The organism is Pseudomonadota bacterium (genome assembly GCA_013285445.1).
GTDB lineage: Bacteria > Pseudomonadota > Gammaproteobacteria > Xanthomonadales > Wenzhouxiangellaceae > Wenzhouxiangella.
In genome coordinates, this window is sequence record CP053448.1 from 1,748,457 (window position 1) to 1,773,078 (window position 24,622).

The 24,622-nt window shown below is 64.1% G+C and carries 22 protein-coding genes and 1 tRNA gene; 13 read left to right on the forward strand and 10 right to left on the reverse strand.

Annotation, left to right across the window (positions count from 1 at the left end):
* Nucleotides 1–30: 30 nt before the first annotated feature.
* Nucleotides 31–1,479 carry an exodeoxyribonuclease I gene (gene sbcB / locus HND55_07940; protein ID QKK02578.1) on the reverse strand — a complete coding sequence of 483 codons (1,449 nt, stop codon included), beginning with the start codon at nt 1,477–1,479 and terminating at the stop codon, nt 31–33.
* 119 nt (nt 1,480–1,598) lie between these two features.
* Here sbcB and msrA point away from each other — a divergent pair, with 119 nt between their 5' ends.
* The 4 genes from msrA to HND55_07960 are packed head-to-tail and all read left to right on the forward strand — an operon-like array spanning nt 1,599 to nt 4,183.
* On the forward strand, nt 1,599–2,075 hold the full coding sequence (gene msrA / locus HND55_07945; protein QKK02579.1) for a peptide-methionine (S)-S-oxide reductase MsrA: 477 nt from the start codon (nt 1,599–1,601) through the stop codon (nt 2,073–2,075).
* Nucleotides 2,072–2,782 carry a hypothetical protein gene (locus tag HND55_07950; GenBank protein QKK02580.1) on the forward strand — a complete coding sequence of 237 codons (711 nt, stop codon included), beginning with the start codon at nt 2,072–2,074 and terminating at the stop codon, nt 2,780–2,782. Before msrA ends, HND55_07950 begins: the two co-directional genes overlap by 4 nt.
* Before the next feature lie 37 nt (nt 2,783–2,819).
* Nucleotides 2,820–3,578, forward strand: coding sequence for an SDR family oxidoreductase (locus HND55_07955; GenBank protein ID QKK02581.1), 759 nt, complete (start codon nt 2,820–2,822; stop codon nt 3,576–3,578).
* 2 nt (nt 3,579–3,580) lie between these two features.
* Nucleotides 3,581–4,183 carry a lytic transglycosylase domain-containing protein gene (locus HND55_07960; protein ID QKK02582.1) on the forward strand — a complete coding sequence of 201 codons (603 nt, stop codon included), beginning with the start codon at nt 3,581–3,583 and terminating at the stop codon, nt 4,181–4,183.
* Here HND55_07960 and HND55_07965 read toward each other — a convergent pair.
* Nucleotides 4,168–6,159 (reverse strand): HAMP domain-containing protein, encoded by a 1,992-nt coding sequence (locus tag HND55_07965; protein ID QKK02583.1) that lies wholly within the window; start codon nt 6,157–6,159, stop codon nt 4,168–4,170. The genes HND55_07960 and HND55_07965 overlap by 16 nt on opposite strands.
* Nucleotides 6,156–6,866, reverse strand: a complete 711-nt coding sequence (locus tag HND55_07970; protein ID QKK02584.1) for a response regulator — start codon at nt 6,864–6,866, stop codon at nt 6,156–6,158. The genes HND55_07965 and HND55_07970 overlap by 4 nt, the downstream gene beginning before the upstream one ends.
* A 162-nt stretch (nt 6,867–7,028) precedes the next feature.
* Between HND55_07970 and HND55_07975 the strand changes: the two genes are divergently transcribed.
* Together HND55_07975 and HND55_07980 are read left to right on the forward strand one after the other, a co-directional pair.
* Nucleotides 7,029–9,002: a marine proteobacterial sortase target protein gene (locus tag HND55_07975; GenBank protein QKK02585.1), complete on the forward strand. Its 1,974-nt coding sequence runs from the start codon at nt 7,029–7,031 to the stop codon at nt 9,000–9,002.
* A complete protein-coding gene (locus HND55_07980) occupies nt 8,999–9,577 on the forward strand; it encodes a sortase (protein ID QKK02586.1) in 579 nt (192 codons plus the stop codon). Before HND55_07975 ends, HND55_07980 begins: the two co-directional genes overlap by 4 nt.
* A 123-nt stretch (nt 9,578–9,700) precedes the next feature.
* Here the strand turns inward: HND55_07980 and HND55_07985 are convergent, their stop codons facing one another.
* Complete coding sequence (locus HND55_07985) at nt 9,701–11,128, reverse strand: Glu/Leu/Phe/Val dehydrogenase (protein ID QKK02587.1); 1,428 nt, start codon at nt 11,126–11,128, stop codon at nt 9,701–9,703.
* Between the two features lie 188 nt (nt 11,129–11,316).
* Here HND55_07985 and lipA point away from each other — a divergent pair, with 188 nt between their 5' ends.
* Nucleotides 11,317–12,321 carry a lipoyl synthase gene (gene lipA, locus HND55_07990; GenBank protein ID QKK02588.1) on the forward strand — a complete coding sequence of 335 codons (1,005 nt, stop codon included), beginning with the start codon at nt 11,317–11,319 and terminating at the stop codon, nt 12,319–12,321.
* 90 nt (nt 12,322–12,411) lie between these two features.
* On the opposite strand, the gene HND55_07995 is transcribed toward lipA, so the two are convergent.
* Genes HND55_07995 through HND55_08010 form a run of 4 tightly spaced genes read right to left on the reverse strand, consistent with a single transcriptional unit; the run spans nt 12,412 to nt 17,650 of the window.
* On the reverse strand, nt 12,412–12,981 hold the full coding sequence (locus HND55_07995; protein ID QKK02589.1) for a GNAT family N-acetyltransferase: 570 nt from the start codon (nt 12,979–12,981) through the stop codon (nt 12,412–12,414).
* 6 nt (nt 12,982–12,987) lie between these two features.
* Entirely contained in the window at nt 12,988–14,043 is a 1,056-nt protein-coding gene (locus HND55_08000; protein QKK02590.1) for a 2-oxoacid:ferredoxin oxidoreductase subunit beta, read from the reverse strand.
* A complete protein-coding gene (locus HND55_08005) occupies nt 14,040–15,845 on the reverse strand; it encodes a 2-oxoacid:acceptor oxidoreductase subunit alpha (GenBank protein ID QKK02591.1) in 1,806 nt (601 codons plus the stop codon). The genes HND55_08000 and HND55_08005 overlap by 4 nt, the downstream gene beginning before the upstream one ends.
* Nucleotides 15,842–17,650 carry an FAD-dependent oxidoreductase gene (locus tag HND55_08010; protein QKK02592.1) on the reverse strand — a complete coding sequence of 603 codons (1,809 nt, stop codon included), beginning with the start codon at nt 17,648–17,650 and terminating at the stop codon, nt 15,842–15,844. Before HND55_08010 ends, HND55_08005 begins: the two co-directional genes overlap by 4 nt.
* A 153-nt stretch (nt 17,651–17,803) precedes the next feature.
* On the opposite strand from HND55_08010, the gene HND55_08015 reads away from it, so the two are divergent.
* The gene (locus HND55_08015) at nt 17,804–19,042 is read left to right on the forward strand and encodes an EAL domain-containing protein (protein QKK02593.1); all 1,239 of its coding nucleotides are present in this window, start codon (nt 17,804–17,806) and stop codon (nt 19,040–19,042) included.
* 90 nt (nt 19,043–19,132) lie between these two features.
* On the opposite strand, the gene HND55_08020 is transcribed toward HND55_08015, so the two are convergent.
* Nucleotides 19,133–19,225: transfer RNA gene (locus tag HND55_08020), tRNA-Ser, on the reverse strand.
* A 216-nt stretch (nt 19,226–19,441) separates the two neighbouring features.
* Between HND55_08020 and HND55_08025 the strand changes: the two genes are divergently transcribed.
* Nucleotides 19,442–20,116, forward strand: coding sequence for a methyltransferase type 12 (locus HND55_08025; GenBank protein QKK02594.1), 675 nt, complete (start codon nt 19,442–19,444; stop codon nt 20,114–20,116).
* On the opposite strand, the gene mgtE is transcribed toward HND55_08025, so the two are convergent.
* Nucleotides 20,036–21,406, reverse strand: coding sequence for a magnesium transporter (gene mgtE, locus HND55_08030; GenBank protein QKK02595.1), 1,371 nt, complete (start codon nt 21,404–21,406; stop codon nt 20,036–20,038). The genes HND55_08025 and mgtE overlap by 81 nt on opposite strands.
* 479 nt (nt 21,407–21,885) lie before the next feature.
* On the opposite strand from mgtE, the gene rpsF reads away from it, so the two are divergent.
* From rpsF to dnaB, 4 genes are all read left to right on the forward strand, one after another.
* Nucleotides 21,886–22,377 (forward strand): 30S ribosomal protein S6, encoded by a 492-nt coding sequence (rpsF, locus tag HND55_08035; protein ID QKK02596.1) that lies wholly within the window; start codon nt 21,886–21,888, stop codon nt 22,375–22,377.
* A gap of 3 nt (nt 22,378–22,380) precedes the next feature.
* Nucleotides 22,381–22,605 (forward strand): 30S ribosomal protein S18, encoded by a 225-nt coding sequence (locus HND55_08040; protein ID QKK02597.1) that lies wholly within the window; start codon nt 22,381–22,383, stop codon nt 22,603–22,605.
* A gap of 16 nt (nt 22,606–22,621) precedes the next feature.
* On the forward strand, nt 22,622–23,077 hold the full coding sequence (gene rplI / locus HND55_08045; GenBank protein ID QKK02598.1) for a 50S ribosomal protein L9: 456 nt from the start codon (nt 22,622–22,624) through the stop codon (nt 23,075–23,077).
* Between the two features lie 166 nt (nt 23,078–23,243).
* Nucleotides 23,244–24,617 (forward strand): replicative DNA helicase, encoded by a 1,374-nt coding sequence (gene dnaB, locus HND55_08050; GenBank protein QKK02599.1) that lies wholly within the window; start codon nt 23,244–23,246, stop codon nt 24,615–24,617.
* The last annotated feature ends 5 nt before the right edge of the window (nt 24,618–24,622 follow it).

Below are 24,622 nucleotides of genomic sequence, written 5' to 3' on the forward strand. Positions count from 1 at the left end.
CATTCGAAGATACTGGGTCATGAATGCGCCTTAAGTCTCTGATTGTTGGTTGTCGAGCATCGATGCACCGATCAGCTCCGGCCACTGGGCCAGCGAAGTGAGAATGTCGGCGCGTTCAGGTGACTGGCGCATCAGCTGATCGACCACGGCCCGGTATTCGGGAAGCCGGATGCTGGCCAGATCAGGATCGTCGATCAGGCGTCGGCGACGGAAGTCCTGCCAGCGCGCTCGCTCGTCGTCGTCCAGCCGTTCGGGCCACAGCCGTGCGCGATAGCGAAACAGCAGCTCGTTGAGGCGCGAATCGCTAAACGGCTCACCCAGGCGTGCCAGATCATCCGGCGCCAGCGTCGCGATCCGGTCGCGCACGGCCTGATCCTGCCGCGGCGGAAAGCCGCCGTACAGATCGAGTTCAGGGTCCAGCGCGGTGTCTGCAGACGGCCGCGCGAACAGCCGGCTGAGGCGATCAAGGAACCCGCTTGCCTGCGCCAGGATGCGCGCGTGCCTGTCCAGAGCGCGACGATCGATTTGCATTCGCTCGGTGGCCTGATCGTCGAGCACCCCGATCGGGGCGATGATCGGGCAACGATTGATTCGCACCAGCTTGACCGGCAGCCTCTCGATGCCTTCAGGCAGGTCGGCTGTGGCGGTCCAGGAGCGGTCGGACAGCGCATCGATATCCAGCTCCAGGAACGGTTCGGGATCGACCGTCAGGTTCCATACCAGCCACTGCGTCTTGAACTGGGGGTGGGGTGCCAGCGGCAGCACCGGTGCCACACCGCAGCCGGGATGGGCGGGAAAGCGCGATGAGGCATGGACCAGCGGCTCACGGGCCGCCAGCAGCCGCTCAACGCGTTGTCGCTGACGCAGCTGAAGGGACCACTGCCACAGCCGCGGTTGGCGTTGCTGCACCAGGCGAGCCAGGGCGATCGTCGCCTCCACATCGGCAAGTGCATCGTGTGCATTGCGCGTATCGATTCCGTTGGCCTCGGCGACTGCTTCCAGCCGGAAGCTGGGTCGGCCATCGTCCTGATCCGGCCATTCGATGCCGCCGGGCCGCAGCGCCCGGGTCAGCCGCAACACGTCAATCAGGTCGAAGCGACTGTTGCCGCCCGCGTATTCGTGGCGATAGGGGTCACGGAAGTTGCGCCAGAACAGGTGACGAAGCAGTTCGTCGTCGAAGCGGAAGTTGTTGAACCCGACCAGGCAGGTGGCCGGCTCATCGAGCAGTTGCCCCAGCCGGCTGACGAAGCGGTTTTCCGGCAATCCTCGCTCGCGCGCCACTTGCGGTGTGATGCCGGTGATCAGGCAGGCAGCCGGTTGTGGCAGCACATCATCGGCCGGGCAGCAATAGAAAACCTCGGGATCGGCGACCGGAGTCAGCCCGGCGTCGGTGCGAAGTGCGGCGACCTGGGCTGGCCGATCACGGCGCGGATCAGTCCCGAAGGTCTCGAAGTCGTACCACAGAAAGGTTTCAGGCATGAGGCCATCTTTCCACAAACCCGACCGCTTTTGCCAGCGTGCGAGGACTGCGGAATCTTCTCGCCGCATTGATGGTCGGATAGTATTCTCACTTGAAAATCATTCAGGAGCGTCAAGCGATGGTCGCGATCGCAACTTTTGGTGCCGGCTGTTTCTGGGGCGTCGAGCAGGGTTTCCGCCAGTTAAACGGCGTCATGGACGCGGCGGTTGGCTACATGGGCGGACACGTCGAGCGGCCGACCTATGAGCAGGTCTGCAGCGGCAACACCGGGCATGTGGAAGTCTGTCAGATCCGCTTCGACCCGGATCAGCTCGGCTACGAGCAGCTGGCGCGTGCGTTCTTCGGTCTGCACAATCCAACCCAGGTCAACCGCCAGGGTGTGGATATCGGCAGCCAGTACCGCTCGGTGATTTTTGTGCACGACGACCAACAGCAGCAGGTCGCCGAACGGGTTCGGCGCGAGCTCGCCGGCAGCGGCCGCTTCAGTCGTCCGATAGCCACCTCGATCGAACCGGCAACCACGTTCTGGCGGGCCGAGGACTACCACCAGCAGTACCTGACCCGCAACGGCGGCAGCTGCGCGATCCAGCAATGACCGGGCTGCCGGAACGAGTCGGTGATGCTCGCTTGTTCCTGATTCGCCATGGTCAGGCCCGTCTGGGCCATGACGACTATGACCAGCTCTCGGCGCTTGGCCGGCGCCAGGCCCGGCAGCTGGGCGAGCGTCTGGCCGCTGTGCTGGGCGGGCCATGCGTGCTGTGGACCGGCACGCACCGCCGTCACCGCCAGACTGCCAGCACGCTGGCGCCCGGGTTTCGAGCGCGCATCGAGGCCTGTCTCGATGAATTTCAGACCCACGCGCTGGTGCGTGCGGCGCTTGCACAATCCGACGTGCTGGCCGAGGATCCGCCTGCCCGCCACCAGCTGGCTCGTCCCGAGCAGCATCTCCAGACGCTGTTGAACTGGTTTCCGACCGTCCTGGCTGCCTGGCAGAGTGAACGCCTGCAGGTCGCAGGCGGCTCGACCTGGCGGTCTTTCCATGCCCGTGTGCAGACGCCGCTTGAGGACTGGCAGCGCGACCTGGCAGCCGGCAGGAACATCATCGTGGTGACGTCGGCCGGCGTGATCAGTACTTTGGTGGCCGCGCTGTGCGGCCGGGAGCTGGACTGGCAGCGCCGTCTGGCCGTGCAGTTGTACAATGCATCGGTCAGCACGCTGCGCCGCTGCACCAGCGGATGGGAGGCCGAGGGTGTCAACTGTATCAAGCACCTGCACGGCACCCGGTTGCGGACGCTGGCCTGATGGTTGAAACGACACAAGCAAGGGAGCATCCAGGGCGGTGATTGACAAGCGCGTTATCGTGATTACCGGATCAAGCCGCGGCATTGGCCGCAGTACCGCCGAGCTGCTGGCTGCACGCGGAGACGCCGTTGTCGTGTCGAGCCGCAATCAGGACAGCTGCGACGCGGTGGTCAATGCGATTCGCGAGCGGGGTGGCGAGGCCATTGCGGTCGCTGCGCACATTGGTCGCGAAGAAGCACTCGAGCAGCTGGTCGAGCAGACCGTGGGCCATTACGGACGGCTTGATGCGGCGGTCATGAATGCAGCCAGCAATCCGGTCTACGGGCCGTCCGAATCGCTGGACCGCAAGGCCTTCGACGTCATCATGCGCAACAATGTATTCAGCAGCCTGCGCCTGGCTCAGCTGTGCCGGCCGCATCTGGCCCGGGCCAGCGCTCCCGCAATCGTTCTGGTCTCGTCGATTGCCGGCAGTTTCGGCAACACCCTGATCGGTGCCTACGGCATGTCCAAGGCGGCGGAAAACCAGCTGGTTAGAAACCTGGCACTGGAATTCGGTCCCCAGGGTATTCGCGTCAACGCGGTGGCGCCGGGGCTGGTCAAGACCGATTTTGCACAGGCGCTACTGGAAAATCGGCGCATGGTCGAGTATTTTGAGCAGACGACGCCGCTGCGGCGCCTGGCCGAACCAGAGGACATCGCCCGAGTCATCGCCTTTCTCGCCGGGCCGGATGCCGGCTGGTTGTCCGGCCAGGTTCTCATCGCGGATGGCGGACTTTCAGTGACCGGGGGATTTTGAAGATGTGGAAAAGGACACTGCCGCTGCTGGCTGCCGGTTTGGCTGCCGCACTGATCGCGGGCCTGGCCGAGGCCCAGATCTATACCTATGTGGACGAAAACGGTGTCACAGTGTTCACCGACCGGAAACCGGACACCCAGCGCTATCGCGTGCGCAACCTGGGTTGCTACGGGACCTGCCGTACCGGCGTTGACTGGCAGCGTACGCCGCTCAAGAAGGCTGCGTTCAGCGCCGAGATACGAGCCGCCAGCGAGATCTTCGGGGTTGACGCTGCCCTGGTACGCGCCATTGTCCATGCCGAGTCCTGGTTCGAGCCCCAGGCCGTGTCGCGCTCCGGTGCGCAGGGGCTAATGCAGCTGATGCCGGCAACGCAGCGGCGTTTTGGCGTTAGCAATCCTTATGATCCGCTCGACAACATTACCGCCGGGGTGGCCTATCTGGCCTGGCTGCTGGAGCGGTTCGAAGGCGACATGAGCCGCGCGATCGCGGCCTACAACGCCGGCGAGAATGCGGTCCTTCGCCACGGGGGTGTGCCGCCGTATCCGGAAACGCGCGAATACGTGCGGCGAGTCAATATTCTCTACCGACGCTACCGCAACTCCTGATCGGGTCCGCGCGGCAGATCGACCTCGAAGCGGCATCCGCCGGGTCGATTGACCGCGCGAATGTGTCCGCCGTGATGCTCGGCAATCATGCGTGCCACGTACAGCCCGATTCCGAGATGGCCGCGTTGCTCCTGACCCGGGCGCGCCGAGGTCAATGAATCGAACAGCTGCTCGGCGAGACCGTCGGGCAACGACGGACCGGCGTTGTCGACCTGAACGGCGATTCTCGGCCCGCGCGGCATCACCCTGAGCGTAATGCGCGAGCCGGCTGGCGCAAAGCTGACCGCATTCTCAATGAGCTTGTCGAGCAGCTGCGCCAGCAGATCTTCCGATGCGTGGACCCGGGCCCGGCGGCCAGACGGCACGATCGCACTGAAATCGTGAGCCCCGAATGTCGTACGGCAGCCTTCGGTATAGCGCTCGACAAGCCGGCCCAGGTCGACGTCCTCGCGGGTCTCTGTGATCAGCGCATGTTCGATGCGAGCGGCCTGGCTCATGGCCTGAAGCGTGGCCTGCAGCCGCTGGCAGCCGTCCTCGGCGCGGGCCAGGTAGCGGCGCCGCTGCTGCTCGTCCCCGGCGTGTCCCAGGTTGTCGAGCGATGATCGGATCATGGCCAGCGGCGTGCGCAACTCGTGCGACAGGCGTGAGGCCAGGCTCTGCAGGTAGTGTTGGTGCTCGCGCTGACGGGCGATCATGCGGCGCAGACCGGCGGCCAGATCATTGAGTTCATCACTGCCGGATATCGGGGCAAGATCCTGGCGCACGCGGCCATCGGGGGCGACGGCGCGTTCAGCGGCGTTCCGTAACCGCCGGATACGGGTCGACAGTCGGGCAGCAAAGCCGATCAGCACGACGGCCAGGATCAGCAGGCCGGCCAGCCCGAGCGTGAACAGCTGGGCGATCGCGCTGTAGGCGAGGCTGATTGAACGGTCGGCCTCGCGTTCGACCACGATCCGGGCGACCAATTGACCGTTGACTCTCAGCGGCACGGCCGCGGCAATGGCCAGGCCGGTGTCGGAATGCTGCAGCCATGCAGCTGACTGGTCGTGCGCATGCCGTTCGGCGATATCCAGTCTGGCTGCCAATGCAGTGTTTGTCAGTGCCGGATCGGGGCGGATGCCGAGCAGGCGTCCGGCCAGTGCGGTCAGCGGGCGTTGAAAGCCGGGTGCTTCGGTCTGGTCGGGTGGTGCGGTGCGACGACGGTCGGCCCCGGCAATGACCCAACCGGCGGGTGTGATCACCCAGCCCCGGGTGTTGTCGGGCAGCAGCACGCTCAGCTGCGCTGCCATGCCGGGCTGCAGTCTGACCAAAGGCTGCGCAGTCTGACGGCCCAGCATGACAGCGGATTGGCGTTCCTGTCGATCCTCGACGTTGGTGATCGACACGGCCAGCGCCTCGGGTCGGGCCGGCTCGAGCAATCGCAGTTCAGCGCGCCAGCCGTCGCTGGTCGGCTGCAGCGCGCCGTGCAGGCGCGGCCAGTCGCTGTGTTCTGTCGCCGACAGCCACCCGGGCGCGACCGGCGCCAGGGTTGTCTGGCCAGTCCGGCCGGCACTGTGCACCACGATCACGATCCGGTCGCCGGGGCCGGCAACCGGATCGGCGGTGACCAGGGCGCGATCCCGGACATTGACGAGCAGATGGAGCCGATCCTGGTGACTCGCCGCAAGCACGCTGGCGCGGGCTTTGGGGGTGGGTGAATCAAGCTGCTGACGCCAGTCCTGCCAGGGTGCCCAGTCGTCGTCGTGGCCGTCCAGTTCGAACGGCTGGCTGGCCGGATGGATATACAGACCGTCAGCCGCTGGCCAGTTATCTGTCTGTTCGAGCAGCTTGCGGCCGACTGATGCAGCGGTGTCAACCAGTGCCTGTTCCAGCGCCTGGCGCAGGGACTGTTCCATGGATCGGACCAGGGTCCAGCCGGCCAGTGCCAGCAGCAGCACGAATACCGACAGCCCCAGCAGGCGCGTGCGCAGGCTCACGAAATCGGGCCGGAATCTTCGATCCAGCGGTAGCCGGCGCCATGTACTGTTTCCAGCGCCGAAAAAGTCGGGTCTGCCGCTTCCAGTTTGCGGCGAATGCGCTTGATGTGGGAGGTGATGGTGGTGTCGTCGACCACGAGATTGGCCGCCTGCATGAGCTGACCGCGGCTGCGGACGTGGCCAGGCCGGATGGCCAGACAGTGGACCATCCAGAACTCGGTCACGGTCAGGCCGATGGGCCGATCCCGCCAGCTTGCGCGCAGCGCTTCGGGGTCGAGCAGCAGGCTGCCGCAGCGCACGACCGATGCCGCTTCCCGCGGCGCCCGGTCGGCGTCTATGCGCCGGAACAGCGCCAGCACGCGCGCCAGCAGATGCTGAATCGATACGTCCTTCGACAGGTAGTCATCGGCGCCCAGGCGCAGTCCGGAGACCGCATCCAGGTCGCTGTCGCGGGCGGTCAGGAACACGATGGGCAGGGTGCCGGAGCGCTGGCGCAGATACCGGCACAGCTCGAATCCCCCTTCAGGCTCGTCGCCGAGACCGACATCGATGATCACCAGATCCGGCAGGGGTCCCGCGAAAGCCGATTCGGCCTGTAGGCGCGTGGCATAGCCGCGCGTGGCGAATCCGTAGCGCTCGAGCGCTTCGCGATAGTTATCGCGCAGGTGCGCTTCGTCTTCGACGATGGCGATCAGGCGGCTGCTCATGCGGCTGGCTGGGATGCGGTCGGGACGCTCGACGGAGCGTTCTGCTGCCACAAGTTTGCCACATTCGGTCGCTGAATGGACACGATGCTGCCCCGCTGGAGTCATGCCGACAGTGTGCAATGAGGCCCTGCCAACAATGAGCACTACAGGAGCGGTCTTGCAATGCGTTCATTCATGTTTTGCCTGTTCATCACCTCGAGCGCCATGGCGCTGTCTCAACCAGCGCCGGCGAGCGACTCCTCGGCACTGTGGCTGCACACGGCTGAAGAAAGCGCGGCCGTTGAAGCGCTGGCGCTGTCGACCGACGTCACCATCGAGGTGACCGGCAGTGTCGCCAACGCTGAAGTCACCCAGCGGTTCTTCAACGACAGCGGTCACTGGGCCGAGGGACGGTATCGGTTTCCGCTGCCGGATGGATCAGCCGTCGAGCGGCTCGAGATCCTGGTCGACGATCGCCTGATCGCCGGCGAGATTCGCGAGCGGGAGTCAGCCCGGTCAACCTACCAGCGTGCACGTGATGCCGGACAGGCCGCAGGGCTGGTCGAGCAGTCCGGCGGGAATCTGTTTACCACGCACATCGCCAATATTCCGCCCGGTCAGGCAGTCGAGGTTCGAATAGGCTTCAGCCTGGCGGTGGAGTACCGGCTCGGCGAGTTCCGGCTGCATTTCCCGACCACGGCTGCACCGCGATTCCGGCACCACGACGGTTCGCGGGCAGCCGTCGATGCTGAGCTCAACCGGATGACGACCCCGACCGGCACAGCAGGGTTGCCGCAGCGACCCTACGCCCTGCTGGTCGACCTGCGGCCCGGCATCGCGCTGTCTGATGTCAGCTCGAGTCACCACGATATCCGGGTCGAGCAGATTGGCAGTGACTGGCTGATCGAGCTGGCCGACGGCGTTGATTTCAGCGGCCGCGATTTCGAGCTGGTCTGGCGGCCCGAGAACCAGCGCCACGCCAGCCAGGCAGCCTTTGCCGAGCACGCCAACGGCCACGAGCACCTGTTGTTGACCCTGGTTCCGCCGCCGGCCTTTGATGCGGCCGACACCGCACGTGAAGTCATCCTGATCATGGACACCTCCGGCTCGATGCAGGGAGAGCCGATCGAACAGGCGCGCGAGGCACTGCTCTATGCGCTGGCCAGCCTGTCGACGGGGGATCGCTTCAACGTGATTCGCTTCAGCAACGCGGCCGAAACCCTCTACCGGCAGCCGGTGGCCTTCAGCGAACGGCATCTGATCGAGGCGTCGCAGTGGGTCAGCGCGCTGCAGGCCGGCGGTGGCACCAACATACTCTCGCCGCTGGCCCATGCCCTGGCCAGGCCGCCACAGGACGGCTTCCTGCGCCAGGTGATATTCGTGACTGACGGTATTGTCGATAACGAGCGCGATGTTCTCGAGCTGGCTGACCGTGACCGCGGCGAAAGCCGGCTGTTTGCCGTTGGTATCGGTCATGGCGTCAACGCGACGTTTCTGCGGCGCCTCGGCGAGGTTGGTCGCGGCAGTTACACCGGCATTGCCGTCATCGGCCAGATCGTCGATCGCATGAGCGAGCTGATCGTCCAGCTCGAAAGCCCGGTCATTCATGATCTCGAGCTGTACTGGCCCGGCCAGGCCACGGTCTACCCCGAGCGCCTGCCCGATCTCTACGTCGGCCAGCCGCTGACGGTGGTGGCCCGCCTGCCGCAACTGGCCGGTGATCTGGTCTTGCGCGGTATCAGCAATGGGCGCCCGTTCGAGCAGGTCATGGCACTGGAGGCCTTCCGGCCGGCTGCCGGCGTTGCCGCGCAGTGGGGCCGGGCACGCATCGAAGCCCTGGAGCGGACGCGTGGCCAGGGCGCCGATCCGGACCGGGTTGCCCAGTCGATTCTCGACACCGCCCTCGACTACGGCCTGGTCAGTTCCCGCACCAGCCTGGTTGCCGTCGACCGGACACCGGCAAGAAGCCGCTCGGCAGCGCTCGCACGTTTCGGGCTGGAGACCAGCCCCGCGGCCGGGCGCGGTCCGATGCGCGCCATGCCATCAACTGATGCCGGCAGCTTCGAGCGTCTGGTGCGTGGCGGCGTAGCGCTGTTGCTGGTCCTGCTGCTCCTGACTCACCGGCGCTGGTTGTCCGGATCGGGAGATTCAGCATGATCCGGCGCATTCTGATGATTGGCCTGATGTCGGCAGCGGCCTGGCAGTTGACCGGTTATGCCCGAATTCACGGCAAGGCCTGGTTGGGGCAGCAGCTGCTTGAGCGGGCCTGGCAGCGCATCGAGCAGACCGGGCAGGTGGTCGAGCCCTGGCCAGGTGCAGTCAGCCACCCGGTGGGCAGGCTGTCCATGCCGCGCCTGGATATCGAGCATCTGGTGCTTGAGGGTGTCGAGACGCCGGTACTGGCCTGGGGCCCTGGCCTGGAAACGGGTGCCGGGGGTCATCGCCTGCTGGCCGGTCACCGCGATACGCATTTTCGCTTCCTGCAGCAGGTCCGGAACGGCGACCGGTTCAAGCTGCAGCTGGCCGGCGCCGCGCCGGAAGCCTGGCAGGTGCGGTCGATCGATGTCGTTGATGCCCGGCTGACGGCGATCGACATGAGCCTGTCCGGAGCGCACATGACATTGGTGACCTGCTACCCCTTTGACGCCGTCAACAGCGGCGGGCCGCTACGCCTGGTGGTCCGGCTTGCGCCTGCAGCCGATCACCGCGCCGACCGGGAGGACAGGATATGACAACACTGACCCGAGACGAACTGAGTCGGAATAACCGGTCCGGCGGAAGTGGCGGCCCGAAGGAGCAGCCTCAGATACGATCGCCGTCCGCCGGACGCGTCTACAGCGGCTGGCCGCGGCCAGTCAGTATCCGATATCTCGATAGGAGCGCGAAATCTTCTCGATCGCAATGACGTAGGCGGCCATGCGGTAGTCGTTAATCTTCGGGTTGCTGCGCCGCAGCTCCATGATGTCCTGCAGCGCCAGGCGCATGGTGTCATCCAGACCGGAGCGCACCAGGTCGAACTCGTCGGCGCCCTGGGCGATCTTGTCGCGCAGCCACTCGGGGATGGTGGCATTGCTGGCCATTTCGATGGCAGTGAGGATGTGCTGGCCGCGGGCTTCGAAATAGCGCTTGTCCAGGCGTCCGAAGCGCACGTGATTGAGATTGCGGATCCACTCGAAATACGACACGATCACGCCGCCGGCGTTGCAATAGGCGTCCGGAATGATTTCGACTCCGCGCTCGCGCAGGCGCTGGTCGGCTTCAAACGTCACCGGCCCGTTGGCGGCTTCGGCAATCAGCCGGGCCTTGATGTTGTCGGCATTTTCGTCGGTGATGACGCCTTCGAGCGCGGCCGGAATGAGAATATCGCAGTCAAGCTCGAGCATGCGTGCACCGTCAGCCTGGAATGTACCATCCGGGAAGCCCTTGACCCCGCCGTGGTCCTGGATATGCTCGAACACGGCCTGGACGCTGAGACCGTCCGGATTGACGATGGCACCGTCACGCTCGAGAATGGCGATGATTGAGCAGTCGTCCTCGGTTTCCAGAAAATGGGCGGCGTGGTAGCCGACATTGCCCAGCCCCTGGATCACCACGCGTTTGCCGGCGAGACCTCCGTCCAGACCCGCGCGCTTGACTTCGTCGCCATGCCGGAAGAACTCGCGCAACGCGTACTGCACGCCGCGACCGGTGGCCTCGTTGCGTCCGCGTACGCCGCCGTGCTCGACCGGCTTGCCGGTCACCGCCGCCATGTAGTTGATGTCGTTCGGAAACAGCTGACGATAGGTGTCGGCCATCCACCCCATCTCGCGTGGCCCGGTGCCCATGTCGGGCGCCGGTACGTTCTTGGCCGGGCTCATGAAGCCCTTGCCGATGAGTTCGCGCGCGAAGCGCCGCGTGATGGCCTCGATCTGGTGGCGTTCATACTGGCGCGGGTCCACGCACAGCCCGCCCTTTGAACCGCCGAAGGGAACGTCGACGATGGCGCACTTGTAGGTCATCAGGGCGGCCAGCGCCTCGACTTCGTCCTGGTCGACCATTGGCGCGTAGCGAATACCGCCCTTTGACGGCAGACGATGATCGCTGTGCGTGGCGCGCCAGCCGGTAAAGATCTCCGCTTTGCCGTTGATCTCGACCGGAAAGGAAACCTGAATAACGCTCTGACACGTCTTCAGCGCAGCGCCCATGCCGTCCTCAAGCCCCATGATCTCGATTGCATGATCGACCATGTGCTCGACGCTCTCGCGAAAGCTCATGCCCTGTCTGGCGTGCCTGGTATCGCTCATTGCTGTATCTCCCCGTCTGAATCGTGTCCCGGTCCCGAAGCCGGCGGCCCCTCATCCGGTGTGTCGGGGCCTGGCGCTCCCGGGCCCGGCCATACTATCAAGCCGACGCTGGCCGGGTCGAGGATGACGCGATGCCCCGATCAATGGGATAATTGAAGTGTACTTCTACCAGAGCGTGACCCGAAGTCGTGAGCGAAGCGAAACGGATTCCGATCGCAGTCAAGAGCGGTCGCAAGGTACGCAAGCCGCAGGGGTATACCGCCATCCGCGATGGCATCAAGGCGCGACCGGGCGCCGAGCCCGCACCGATCGGCCGCAAACCCTCCTGGCTGCGCGCCCGGTTGCCGCAGGGAGGCAAATACGAGCAGGTGCGGCAAAACGTCAGCGAACATCGACTGGCGACCGTCTGCCAGGAGTCGAAATGCCCGAATATCGGCGAGTGTTGGTCGGCCGGCGTGGCCACGATCATGCTGATGGGCGATGTGTGTACCCGGGCCTGCCGCTTCTGCTCGGTTGATACGGGCAACCCGCGCGGCTGGCTGGATCCGGACGAGCCGGCCAACTCGGCCGAGTCGGTGCGCATCATGGACCTGCGCTACGTGGTCCTGACCTCGGTCGACCGCGACGACCTGCCCGACGGCGGGGCCGGACACTACGCCGCCTGTATCCGGGCGATCAAGCAGGTCAATCCTGACACGGCCGTCGAGGCGCTGACGCCTGATTTCCAGGGTCGGCTCCACGACGTTGAAACGGTGGTTGATTCGGGCCTGGAGGTGTTTGCCCAGAACGTGGAGACCGTGCGGCGGCTGACTCATCCGGTGCGCGATCCGCGCGCCGGCTACGAGCAGACCCTCAAGGTGCTCGAGCACGCCAAGCGATACCGACCGGATGTGTTGACCAAGACCAGCCTGATGCTGGGTCTGGGCGAGGCGAAGGAAGAGGTCATCGAAACCATGGACGATCTGCGCGCCATCGGCGTTGATATTGTCACCTTTGGTCAGTATCTGCGGCCAACGGTCAATCACCTGCCGGTGGAGCGCTTTGTCACGCCCGACGAGTTCCGCGAGCTGCGCGAGATCGGGCTCGGGAAGGGGTTCCTGGAGGTCGTCTCCGGCCCGCTGGTACGCTCCAGTTATCGCGCCGACCGGGTATTCGAAAAAAACAACTGTGGGCTGGACAGCGACGTGGCCTGACACCGCGTCTGCTGGCGCCGGGTGCATCCGAGAACCGGCTGGCTTGCGATTGTCGGCCCGCCGGAGCTGGCGGGGATCGATCTGCTGCGTTCACTCAGACGGCGCAGGACGGAGGATTTTGCGGACCTCGATGATGGAGTCCGAGGTGGCTGCATGCAGCAGCCGGAAGCCGAGCGCGCGCGCCAGATCAAGCATGGCCTGGTTCTCGCGCAGGACAAAACCGTAGACCTGGTGCAGACGCTTCTTGCGGCACCATTCAATGACCCGGCTCAGCAGGTGTCGCGCAATGCCCTGACGCCTGAGCTCACGGCCGACGATGATGGCGAATTCGGCCGAATGACTTGAATCATCGATGGTCGCGCGGGCCACGGCGCCGATGCGTGCCTGTGCCGGGTGCAGAGCCTCGACCAGCACCAGCGCGAACTCGCGCTGCGGGTCGGGGTTGGCCAGTCGAGCGGCATATTCCGGGGTCAGTTCGCGCATTGGATGGAGAAACCGCATGCGCACTTCGTCGGGCGTCAGCGACTGAAACGCTGACCGAAGGCGCGGTGCATCGTCGGGCATCATCGGACGAACGAGGAAACGACGCCCGTCATCGAGCTCGATCGCCTCGCACCAGGGCCTGCCGAGCGGATAGCGCCGGAAGCGCCGCCTGGCCACGGTCGCTCAGCGCAGCGACTGCTGCAGTGCGGCCAGTGCATCGGCACCCGGGCACAGCTCGGCGGCATCAATATCTCGAAGCGGTACGCCGGTGGTGCCGGCAATGGCATGGAACTCCGGCTGGTCGGGATCGATGTAGAGCAGGCCGGTGACCACCTGGCCGCGCTCACGATGCCGCTCCAGGTACTCGAGCGCGGCGGCCCGGTTGTTGGCGTTGTAGTCGCTCTCGAGCTTCTTGAACTGGATGATCGAGCCGTCGTGCAGGCTGACCGAGGCCACGGTGCCGACGGCGTAGTCGGCCTCGATCGGCTCGGCACGCGGGATCAGGTCGGCTTCGGTGACGGCTTCGTGGTGGCTGCGGGTCCAGGCGTAGCTCTTGGTTGAGCCTTCGTGATCGTTGAAGGTCACGCAGGGGCTGATGACGTCGATCACGGCGCAGCCCGGATGGGCCAGGCCGGCTTTGATCAGCGGTACCAGCTGAGCCTTGTCGCCGGAAAAACTGCGCGCGGCGAAACTGCCGCCGAGCGTGATGGCGGTGGCCACCGGATCGATCGCCTGCTGGCGGTTCTCGCGGCCCCGCTTGCTTTTGCTGCCGGGATCGGCCGAGGCCGAGAACTGCCCTTTGGTCAGGCCATAGACGCCGTTGTTTTCGATCAGGTAGAGCAGGTTGACGTTGCGCCTGACGGCGTGAGCGAACTGGCCCATTCCGATGGACAGCGAGTCGCCGTCGCCGGAGATGCCGACCGCGATCAGGTCGCGGTGCGCGGCCAGCGCGCCGGTGGCGATCGAGGGCATGCGCCCGTGCACCGAGTTGAAGCCGTGGGCGCCACCGAGGAAGTAGGCCGGGGTCTTGGACGAGCAGCCGATGCCCGACAGCTTGATCACCTGCTCGGGACGGATGGCCAGTTCCCAGAAGGCCTGGACCAGGGCGGCGGTGACCGAATCGTGGCCGCAGCCGGCACACAGGGTTGACAGGCCGCCCTCGTAGTCGCGGATGGTCAGTCCCAGGGGATTGCGCTTCTGGCCGGGCCAGTCGACGGCAGGCTTGGCGATCCAGGTCATGCCGCAGCCTCCCTGCGAATATGGTCGCGAATCCGCTCGCACACGACGTCGGAGGGAATCGGCAGGCCGTTGTAGTGCAGCACCGGCACCAGGCGATCGGGCGAAACACCGGTCTCGAGCAGCAGCAGCGAGCGCATCTGGGCGTCGCGGTTCTGCTCGATGACGAACACGGTTCGGTGGCGCTCGAAAAAGGCCAGCACTTCGTCACCGAAGGGAAAGGCGCGCAGCCGCAGGTAGTCGGCGTGGATGCCGTTGGCGGCAAGGCGGTCGAGTGCCTCGCAGACTGCGCCGTGGGACGAGCCGAAGGCCATGATGCCGATGTTGGTATGGTGGTCGGCGCGGGTTTCCAGCGCACATGGCACCAGTCCGCGCGCGGTCTCCCACTTACGCTTGAGTCGGTCGACAACATCCTGGTACTCGCCGGCGTCCTCGGTATAGGCGCCGTAGCGGTTGTGTCCGGAACCGCGCACGAAATAGGCCCCCTTGGGGTGTGAGCCCGGCAGGGTGCGCCAGGGAATGCCATCCCCGTCCCGGTCGTCGAAGCGATGATAAATCTCCAGCCCGGCCAGCTCTTCGGCGCTCAGCACCTTGCCGCGGTCGGGCCGGCGCTGATCGTCCCAGCTCAGTTCTGGCACCATCCAGTCGTTCATGCCGATGTCGAGGTCGCTGAGCACGAATACCGGCGTCTGCAGCCGTTCGGCCAGGTCGAAGGCGACCACCGACAGCTCGAAGCACTCGCCGGGATCGGCCGGCAGCAGGATGGGATGGCGCGTGTCGCCGTGCGAGGCGTAGGCCACGCTCATCAGATCGCACTGCTGGGTTCGGGTTGGCATGCCGGTTGACGGGCCAACGCGCTGGATGTCAAAAAAGACCGCCGGGATTTCGGTGTAGTAGGCAAAGCCGATGAGCTCGCTCATCAGGGAAATGCCCGGGCCGGAAGTCGGCGTGAACGCGCGCGCGCCGGCCCAGCCGGCGCCCAGCACCATGCCGGCCGCGGCCAGTTCGTCCTCGGCCTGGATGATGCAAAAGCGGTTCTCGCCGGTTTCCGGATCCCTGCGGAGCTGGGCGCAGAAGCGCTCGAACGCGTCCATCAGCGACGTTGACGGGGTGATCGGGTACCACGCCCCGACCGTGGCGCCGGCGTAAACGCAGCCCAGCGCTGCGGCCTGGTTGCCGTCGATCAGGATGTGGCCGGCGGTGGCGTCCATCGGCGCGGCACGGACCGGCAGCGGGCAGTCGAGGTGGTCGAGGGCATGGTCACGGCCGAGTGCGATCGCCTTCAGGTTGGGCTCGATTAGCTTCGGCTTGGCGCTAAAGGTTTCTTCGACAAGCGTTTGCAGGATCGAATCGTCGAGATTCATCAGAGCACACAAGGCGCCGACATAGGCCATGTTCTTCATCAGAATGCGCACGCGAGGCGCCTCGAATTGCGCGTTGACCATTGCGGCCAGCGGAATGCCGAGTACCTGGATATCATCGCGCGCCAATTGCTGGTCGCGCGGCCAGCTTGAATCGTAGATCAGGTAGCCGCCGGCACTGACTTCGTCGCGGTCGCGCGCATAGGTCTGGGCATTCATCGCCAGCATCACGTCAACCCGGCCGGTGCGGGCGTTGTAGCCATCGCGGCTGGCCCGGATCTCGTACCAGGTCGGCAGGCCCTGGATGTTGGACGGGAAGAGGTTCTTGCCGGTGACGGGAATACCCATCCGGAACAGGGTCTTCATCAGCAGCGCGTTGGCGCTGGCCGAGCCGGTGCCGTTGGCGGTGGCAATCTTGATGACGAAATCGTTGACCTTGTTCATGAGCCGGTCTGGTGCTGGTGGCAGGGCAGGACGTCATGATCGGCTGCATAGGGATTGTCGAGCAGTGACTTCTGCATGTCCCAGGCCGCCGTGGGGCAGCGTTCGGCGCACAGGCCGCAGTGCACGCAAACGTCCTCGTCCTTGACCATGATTCGTCCGGTCTGCTTGAGCTCGCCGGAGGCATACAGGGGCTGATCGGTGTTTTCGGCCGGCGCGGTCAGGCGCACGCGCAGTTCCTCTTCCTCACCGTTGGCGGTGATGGTCAGGCAGCGCGTCGGGCAGATGTCGATGCAGGCGTCGCATTCGATGCACAGCGGTGCGGAAAAAACGGTCTGGATGTCGCAGTTGAGACAGCGCTCGACCTCGCGCGCGGTCTGCTCCGCGCTGAAGCCAAGCTCGACTTCCGTATCGAGTGCACGAAATCGCTCGGTCAGCGGCACGTGCTCCATCTTGCGGCGGGCGGCCGGATCAAAGGCATTGGAGTAGCTCCACTCATGGATGCCCATCTTGCGCGAGCTGAGCTTGACCGTGCGCGGCAGCCGCTCGGTGACCGGCTTGCCGTGGACATGATTGTGAATGGAGATCGCGGCCTGGTGGCCGTGCTCGACCGCCCAGATGATGTTTTCCGGGCCGAAGGCTGCATCACCACCGAAGAACACGCCGGGCAGGGTGGACTGGTAAGTCTCCCGGTCCACCACCGGCTCGTCCCATTGGTTGAATTCGATCCCGATATCGCGCTCGATCCAGGGGAAGGCGGTTTCCTGGCCGATGGCAAGAATCACATCGTCGGCCTCGATGAAGGTCTCGTCGATCACCCGGCTATCGGTGATGCGACCGTTGTCGATATCGTATTCCATGATCTCGAAGACCATGCCCCGGAGCTGTCCGTCCTCGACCACGAACTTCTTCGGCGAGTGGTTGATGACGATCTCGACGCGTTCCTCTTCGGCATCTTCCAGCTCCCAGTCAGAGGCCTTGAAGAACTGGCGTGGCTTGCGCGCCATGACCTTGACGTCTCTCGCACCCACCCTCAGGCTGGTACGACAGCAGTCCATTGCGGTGTTGCCCACGCCGATGATCAGCACCTTCTCGCCAATCCCGCTGATGTGGCCGAAGGCAACCGACTCCAGCCACTCGATGCCGATATGGATGTTGGCGTCACCTTCGGTTCGGCCCGGCAAGTCCAGCTCCTTGCCCTTCGGGGCGCCGGAGCCGACAAAGATGGCGTCGTAGCCTTCATCGAGCAGCGCCACCATGCTATCGATGCGGGTCTTCAGTCGCAGATCGACGCCCATGTCGATGATGTAGCCGATCTCCTCGTCGAGCACCCGCGCGGGCAGGCGAAAGGCCGGAATATTGGAGCGCATCAGTCCGCCGGGCACATCCAGAGCCTCGAAAACCGTGCATTCGTAGCCCAGTGGCATCAGGTCGTTGCAAACGGTCAGGCTGGCGCAGCCGGCACCGACCAGGGCAATACGCTTGCCGTTGCTGTGCTTCGGAATCCGGGGAAGATGTGCCTCGATGGCATCCTTGTGGTCTGCGGCGACGCGCTTGAGGCGGCAGATGGCAACCGGTTCCTCATCGACACGGCCACGTCGACAGGCCGGCTCACACGGCCGGTCGCAGACGCGGCCGAGGATGCCGGGGAAGACGTTTGATTCTCGGTTGACCAGATAGGCATCGGTGAACCGGCCCTGGGCGATCAGGCGGATGTACTCCGGGACATCGGTATGCGCCGGGCAGGCCCATTGACAATCGACAACGCGGTGGAAATACTCCGTATTGCGTGTGTCAGTGGGTTTCATCCGACTCTTCCCTGGCCTTGTTGGCGCCAAGGATACAGAAATTGCAGCCGACCGGCCAGACCACGCTGATCGCTGAGCGCAGGGATGCGAAACAGGCTGAAAGATGTCACAATCCAGGTCTAGAAACCAAGGGTGCATCACCAGGGGGGAACCATGACGCCCGAAAAACTCATCGCCAGAGTATCGGCGCTGCTGCAGTCAGGCGCAGCGTCGGAGGCCGGCGGTCTGATCATTGTTCGTCTGGACCGTGCCGCGCAGTTGCGTGACCGGTTTGGTCTCAGTGGCTTGCTGAAGCTCACGGCACAGCTGATGCGGCGATTCAAGGACGGTACTGATACCGATCTCGTCGTGGTTCGGCTCGATCCCGCCACGCTGATCGTGCTCGCGGCGCAGGCCGGGGTCGATCAGCTCGACAGACTGTCTCGGCGTGAGTTTGCCGATCTGTCCGAGACACCGTTCAAGATCGACTGCCAGTCGGTGGCCGTGACGGCCAGCATGGTGACGTGTGCATTCAGCTATCGCTTTACAGATGCAGACGAAATGCTGGTTGCCATGCTGCGCCGGATCGAGGAAATCGCGGCTGCGGGTGGCAACGAGCTGGGACAGGTCAAGCCCAGGATGCTGGCTTCGCGGGCACTGAATTCTTCGCAGCATATGCTGGGCCTGCTGATGGAATCGCTGCAGAAAGATGCAGTCAAGGTTGTGTTTCAGCCGTTGATGGCCACCGGCAAGGATGCTGCCTGGAGCAACTACCAGATGCTGCCGAGACTGTGCACCAGTGACGGCAAGCTGATCGCAGCGGCCGAATTCCTGCCGCTGGCGCGCGAGGCTTCGCTGATACCGGTACTTGACCGCTGGATGCTGGTACACGCCATTCGCCTGTTCCAGGGGGCGCTGAAGGGCCAGCACGTGCGGCTGTTCATCAACCAGTCCGACGCGTTGCTGGCCGAGCCCGAGCGGCTCGATTGGCTGATCCGGCAACTGGAAAAGGCGCCGCAGACCAGCCGGCGGCTGGTCATCGAGCTGCGGTTGGACGATGCCATGTCTCACCTGGACCGTGCCCGGGCCCTGCTGGAATCGGCGCGCGAGGTGGGGTTGGAGGTCTGTCTGACCATGGTCGACGAGCATAGCCGCTGGGATCTGCTTGAGGACGGGCTTGGCAGTGACTATATCCGCATGTCGCCGGATTTCGTCGCGCGACTGACCCACGAACGGGCGCTGGAAAAACGATTTGCCGAGATCACCGCTCGTGTACGCAAGGCAGGGACGCGGATCATCGTACCGATGGTCGAGGATTCCGAGACCGCGGCCAGCATGTGGCGCTCCGGCGTGGACTTCATGCAGGGCAACATGATCCAGGCGCCCGAGGAGGCCATTCAGGCCAGCGGATGAGCGTTCGTCCCGGGGTTCTCATCCGTGATCCCCGCTCCCCCGTTGATGGCAATAATCAAAAAAGCCCGCACGCGGCGGGCTTTTTGATGATGGCGGAGAGGGAGGGATTCGAACCCTCGATGGGGCGTTTAACCCCATACTCCCTTAGCAGGGGAGCGCCTTCAGCCACTCGGCCACCTCTCCGTCGAAACCGTCGCCAGCTTTTTACCCGGCAGGGTAACTCGGGATTTCCGGCGCGACCTTTCGATCCGGGCCGCCATTGTACCCGGTCCGGCTGCCGGGGTGTTGACGGCCGGCAAGAATAACGGTTGTGCCGTTTCGGGTAAAGGGCTGTGGCTGTTAGAATCCGCCGTATCGCGACGCTGCTGTCGCACAGGCCAGTTTGGCATTGGAGCCCGAGTGGAGCAATCCGTCAATTCCCGCAACAAGCGGTCGACGCGCAGTGTCGATTTCTTTCGCGGCTTTTTGCGCAGTCCTGAACAGGTCGGATCGATCATACCGAGTTCGCGTTTTCTCGAGCGCCGGATCATACAGACGGCCGTCCTGGCCGATGCCGAAATGGTTGTCGAGCTCGGGCCCGGTACAGGCGGCACGACGCGCGCCATACTCAAGGCCATGCCGCCGAATGCGCGGCTGCTGACGATCGAGCTTGATCCGCAGTTTGCGTCGATACTCTCGGAAATCGACGACGCGCGCCTGATTACCCATACCGGCAGCGCCGTTGAACTGCCGCAGCTGCTCAAGCAACATGCACTCCCGTCACCGGACGTGGTGATCTCCGGCATCCCCTTCTCGACCATGCCGCGGCAGCTTGGCAGCCGCATCATCGAGGCGGTGCGCGACACTCTGGCGCCGGGGGGACGGTTCGTGGCCTATCAGTTTCGTGGTCATGTCGGTCGTATCGGTCAGCCGATCCTGGGCCAGCCGCAGGTTCAGCTCGAGATCCTCAATATCCCGCCGATGCGCTTTTATACCTGGCAACTGGATGGATCGTCAGCCGGCCGACGAGGGCAGGCTGAGAACGGCGCTGGCGATGGAGAAGTAGATCAGAATGCCGCCGACGTCGGCCACTGAAGTAATCAGCGGTGTGCTCGCGGTTGCCGGATCCATATTGAAGCGCTGCAGGATGAACGGCAGCAGCATGCCGATCATGGCGCCCATGACCACGACGGCCAGCATGGCCAGGGCCACGATCAGCGCCAGTTCCGCACCCAGCTCAGCGCCGCCGCGCCAGACCCCGATCAGGGCGACGGCGCCGGCCATCGTTGCGCCCAGCAGCAGCGCCACCGAAAGTTCCTTGCCCCACAGGCGGAACCAGTCGGTGACCTCGACATCGCCGGTCGCCAGGGCGCGGACCATCAGCGTTGCCGACTGACTGCCGGCATTACCGCTGCTGGCAATGATCAGCGGCAAGAAGAACACCAGGCCGATGACCGCCTCGATGGCATCTTCATACAGGGCGATTGCCAGCCCGCTGATCAGATTGACAAGCACCAGAATCAGCAGCCAGCCAATGCGCTTGCGATAGAGAAAGCCCGGTGAGGCCTCGCGTATCGACACGTTCAGGCTGCCGGTGCCGCCCAGCTTCTGGAAGTCTTCGGTGATTTCCTGTTCGGCAACGTCCATGATGTCGTCGACCGTGACGATGCCCAGCAGGACACCGCCCCTGTCGGTAACCGGCAGGGTGCTGATATCGTAGTGTTGAATGGCCTGGACAGCGTCCTCCCGATCAGCGTCGGCCTGGATGCTGATTACCTCTTCGTCCATCAACGTATCGACCCGCACGTCCTGACGGGCGAGGATGAAATCCTTCAGGCGTACGGCGTCGAGCAGTTTGCCCCGGTCGTCCGTAACAAACACGAAGTTGATGGTTTCGCCACGGTGGGCCTCGTGGCGAATGTGGTCGAGCGCGCGGGCCACCGTCCATTGTGGAAGCACCGAGACGAAGCGCGTGGTCATCAGTCGACCGACCGATTCCTCCGGATAGCCGAGCAGCTTCAGGGACTGCTTGAGATCCTCCGGGCCGAGCAGCTTCAGGAATCCCTCGAGTTCCTGGGGGTCGAGGCTTTCGAGAAAGGCGGTGCGGTCATCGGGCACCAGCTCGCGCAAAATACGGCGGGCCTCGCCCGGGTTGAGTTCGGCAATGACCTCGCGTTGCAGGCCATGACTCAGGTAGGAAAAAGTGTCGGTGCGGCGTTCCTCGGGCAGGGCGCGCAGAATACGCAGCCGATCGGCCGGCTCGGCCTGTGACATCGCCTCTGCGATATCCTGAACGGCCATTTCCTCGAGTTTCTCGGCCAGATCATCCGCGCGCCCAAGATTGAGCAGGGTGATCAGCTCGATAATTGCGCCTTTTTCCGACATGGTGAACTCCTTAAGAACCGACCGATGCCCGCAGAGACGGCTGCTGTCGTGATCAGTCGCGACGGTCTGACAGAATCTACCGCTGCTCGCCGCGGCGGCGTCTGACTGTCAGGACGTGGAGTCGGCTGTCGGCACGCGTCTGCGGCAGGCAGCCAAGGGGGGGGTGCAGGCTACCGGAGGCGCGCGCAAGCGATGTCGACGAGCGACGAATGACGACTCAAAACCTGCCTCTGGAAGCTTGAAACTGGCTGCAGTATAGCCCGGGGGGGCGCGCTGTCAAGGCGGTCCGCGACGTGTCGGCATGGCCCCACAAGGGTTGGCATGTTCGCCGGGTTTGGATGTATAATTACCGGCTTGCCTCTTCGCTGCGATGTGGCGGAGGCAATTCCTTGCTCCACGGCCGGTTCGTCACGGACCGCTGTCGGGGGCTTTGCAGGTCGGGCTGATGTCCGGGCTCTCAAAACCGAAAGGAGTCAACAATGCGTCATTACGAAATCGTTCTCCTGGTCCACCCGGACCAGAGTGAACAGGTGCCTGGTATGCTGGAGCGCTACCGGAGCCTGGTCGAAAACAACGGTGGCACGGTTCATCGTAGCGAAGACTGGGGCCGTCTGCAGCTGGCCTACACGATCGCCAAGCTGCACAAGGCTCACTACCTGATGCTCAATATCGAGTGCGACAAGGACACGCTCGATGAGCTGGAAGGCATTTTCCGCTTCAACGACGCGATTCTGCGTCACCTGACGATGCGCAAGGATCACGCCGAGACCGAGCCATCGGTCATGCTCAAGCGCAAGGAAAGCAAGGACGAACGTGACAATGCGCGGCGCGGCGTGCGCGATGACAGCGATGATGACGCCGACCAGGACAATGACGAAGGCAGCACGGATGAGAACGGCGACGACTACGACGCATCGCCGGACGGCGATGACGATGTCGATGACGACGAACAGAAAAAGGTGGAGGGCTGACCGATGGCGCGTTTCATGAGACGACGGAAGTACTGCCGGTTTACGGTCGAAGGAATCGAGGAGGTCGATTACAAGGACGTTGACCTGCTTCGGGACTTCATCGGCGAAACCGGAAAGATCGTGCCGAGCCGGATTACGGGCACCAAAGCCCGGTTTCAGCGCCAGCTGAGCACCGCGATCAAGCGGGCGCGGTATCTGGCGCTGCTGCCGTACACCGATAACCACTGATCGCCGGGGTGACGTCATGAAGCTGATCTTGCTGGAAAATATTTACAATCTGGGCGAACTGGGCGATACCGTCTCTGTGCGGCCGGGTTATGGTCGCAACTACCTGCTGCCGCGTGGCATCGCGGTTCCCGCGACGCCGGACAATGTCGCCGAGTTCGAGGCCCGGCGTGAGGAGCTGGAGCGCCATGCCAACGAGAAACTGGCCACGGCCGAGGCCCGCCGCGAAGCCATCGACAGCGTCGACGAGGTGCGTTTCGTCGTACAGGTCAGTCCCGAGGGCCGGCTTTACGGCTCCATCAATCCGCACGAAATCGCCGGCCGTCTCACCGAGATGGGCTTCCCGGTCGAAAAGTCGGAGGTTGACATGCCCGAAGGCCCGATTCGGGAGCCGGGCGAGTTCACGGTCGGCCTGATTCTTCACGCCGATGTGCAAACCGAAGTGCGCGTCAGCGTGGTCGCCGACGAAGGCTGAAATCAGGCCCGTCCGGTGCGCTCCGGCAGGGTGGCCGGGCTGTGAGGGGCAGCGCCGCAGACGATCGCCGGAGCCGTTCGGCGATCGTCTGCAGCACAATGGCCGTTCGGCGATATACTGACTCGACAACCGACGCTGAATTGCACAGGATCTGTCCGCTGCCACCGTGGCCGAAGCACGCCTCTCAACGCTGAGCAACGCCAAGACGCCGCCGCATTCCAATGAGGCAGAGCAGTCCTTGCTCGGCGCGCTCATGCTCTCGGTCGAGGCCTGGGACAAGGTTGCCGACCAGGTTGACGAAGCGGATTTCTACCGCGAGAGCCACCGCCTGATCTTTCGCGCCATCACGGAATTGTGCCAGCAGGGACAGCCGTGCGATGCGGTAACCGTCAGCGAGTGGTTTGCCAGCCGCGGCCAGCTTGACCGGGTCGACGCGGGCGCGTACCTGACGATGCTGGCCAACGAGACGCCCGGCGCCGTCAACGTGCTTGGTTATGCGCAGATCGTCCGCGAAAAATCAATACTGCGCAAACTGATCGAAATCGGTACGGAAATCTCGGACAGCGCACTGCAGGCGCGCGGGCGCAGCAGCAAGGATGTGCTTGAGGAAGCCGAGCAGCGGATTTATGCGATTGCCGACCAGGGCGTTCATCGTACCTCGAGCTACGTGCCCATTCAGCAGGTCATGGCCAGTGCCATGGACCTGCTCAGCGAACTCCAGGAAAACGAAGGTGACCTGACCGGGGTGCCGACCGGGTTTGCAGACCTTGACCGACGCACATCCGGACTGCAGAAGACCGATCTGATTATCGTGGCCGGTCGTCCGTCAATGGGCAAGACCAGTTTTGCCATGAATATTGCCGAACGGGCTGCGATTCGCTACAAGGTGCCGGTCGCGATCTTTTCAATGGAAATGTCGGATACACAGTTGGTGATGCGGCTGTTTTCCTCGCTTGGCCAGATTAACCAGGAACGCCTGCGTACCGGCAATCTGGAAGTGCATGACTGGGTCAATCTGCGCTCGGCGATGAGCCTTCTGAAAAACGCCCGCATTTTTATTGACCAGACCCCATCGCTGACGCCGACCGATCTGCGCGCCCGCGCCCGCAGGATGAAACGCGAGCATGATATCGGGCTGGTCGTCGTCGACTATCTGCAGCTGATGAAAGTCCCGGGCCATTCCGAGAATCGCACCAACGAGATCAGCGAGATCTCGCGCAGCCTCAAGGCGTTGGCCAAGGAGCTGAACGTGCCCGTTGTCGCCTTGTCGCAGCTCAATCGGGCGCTTGAACAACGCCCTGACAAGCGCCCGAAGATGGCCGATTTGCGCGAGTCGGGCGCGATCGAACAGGACGCGGACCTGATCCTGTTCATCTATCGTGACGAGGTCTACCACGAGGACTCGGCCGACAAGGGCAAGGCCGAAATCATCATCGGCAAGCACCGCAATGGCGCGACCGGCAGCTTCCCGCTGGCCTTCCAGGGCGAGTACGTGCGGTTTCGTGATTTTGCGCCGGATCATTACGGCCAGGACGTCTGACGCTG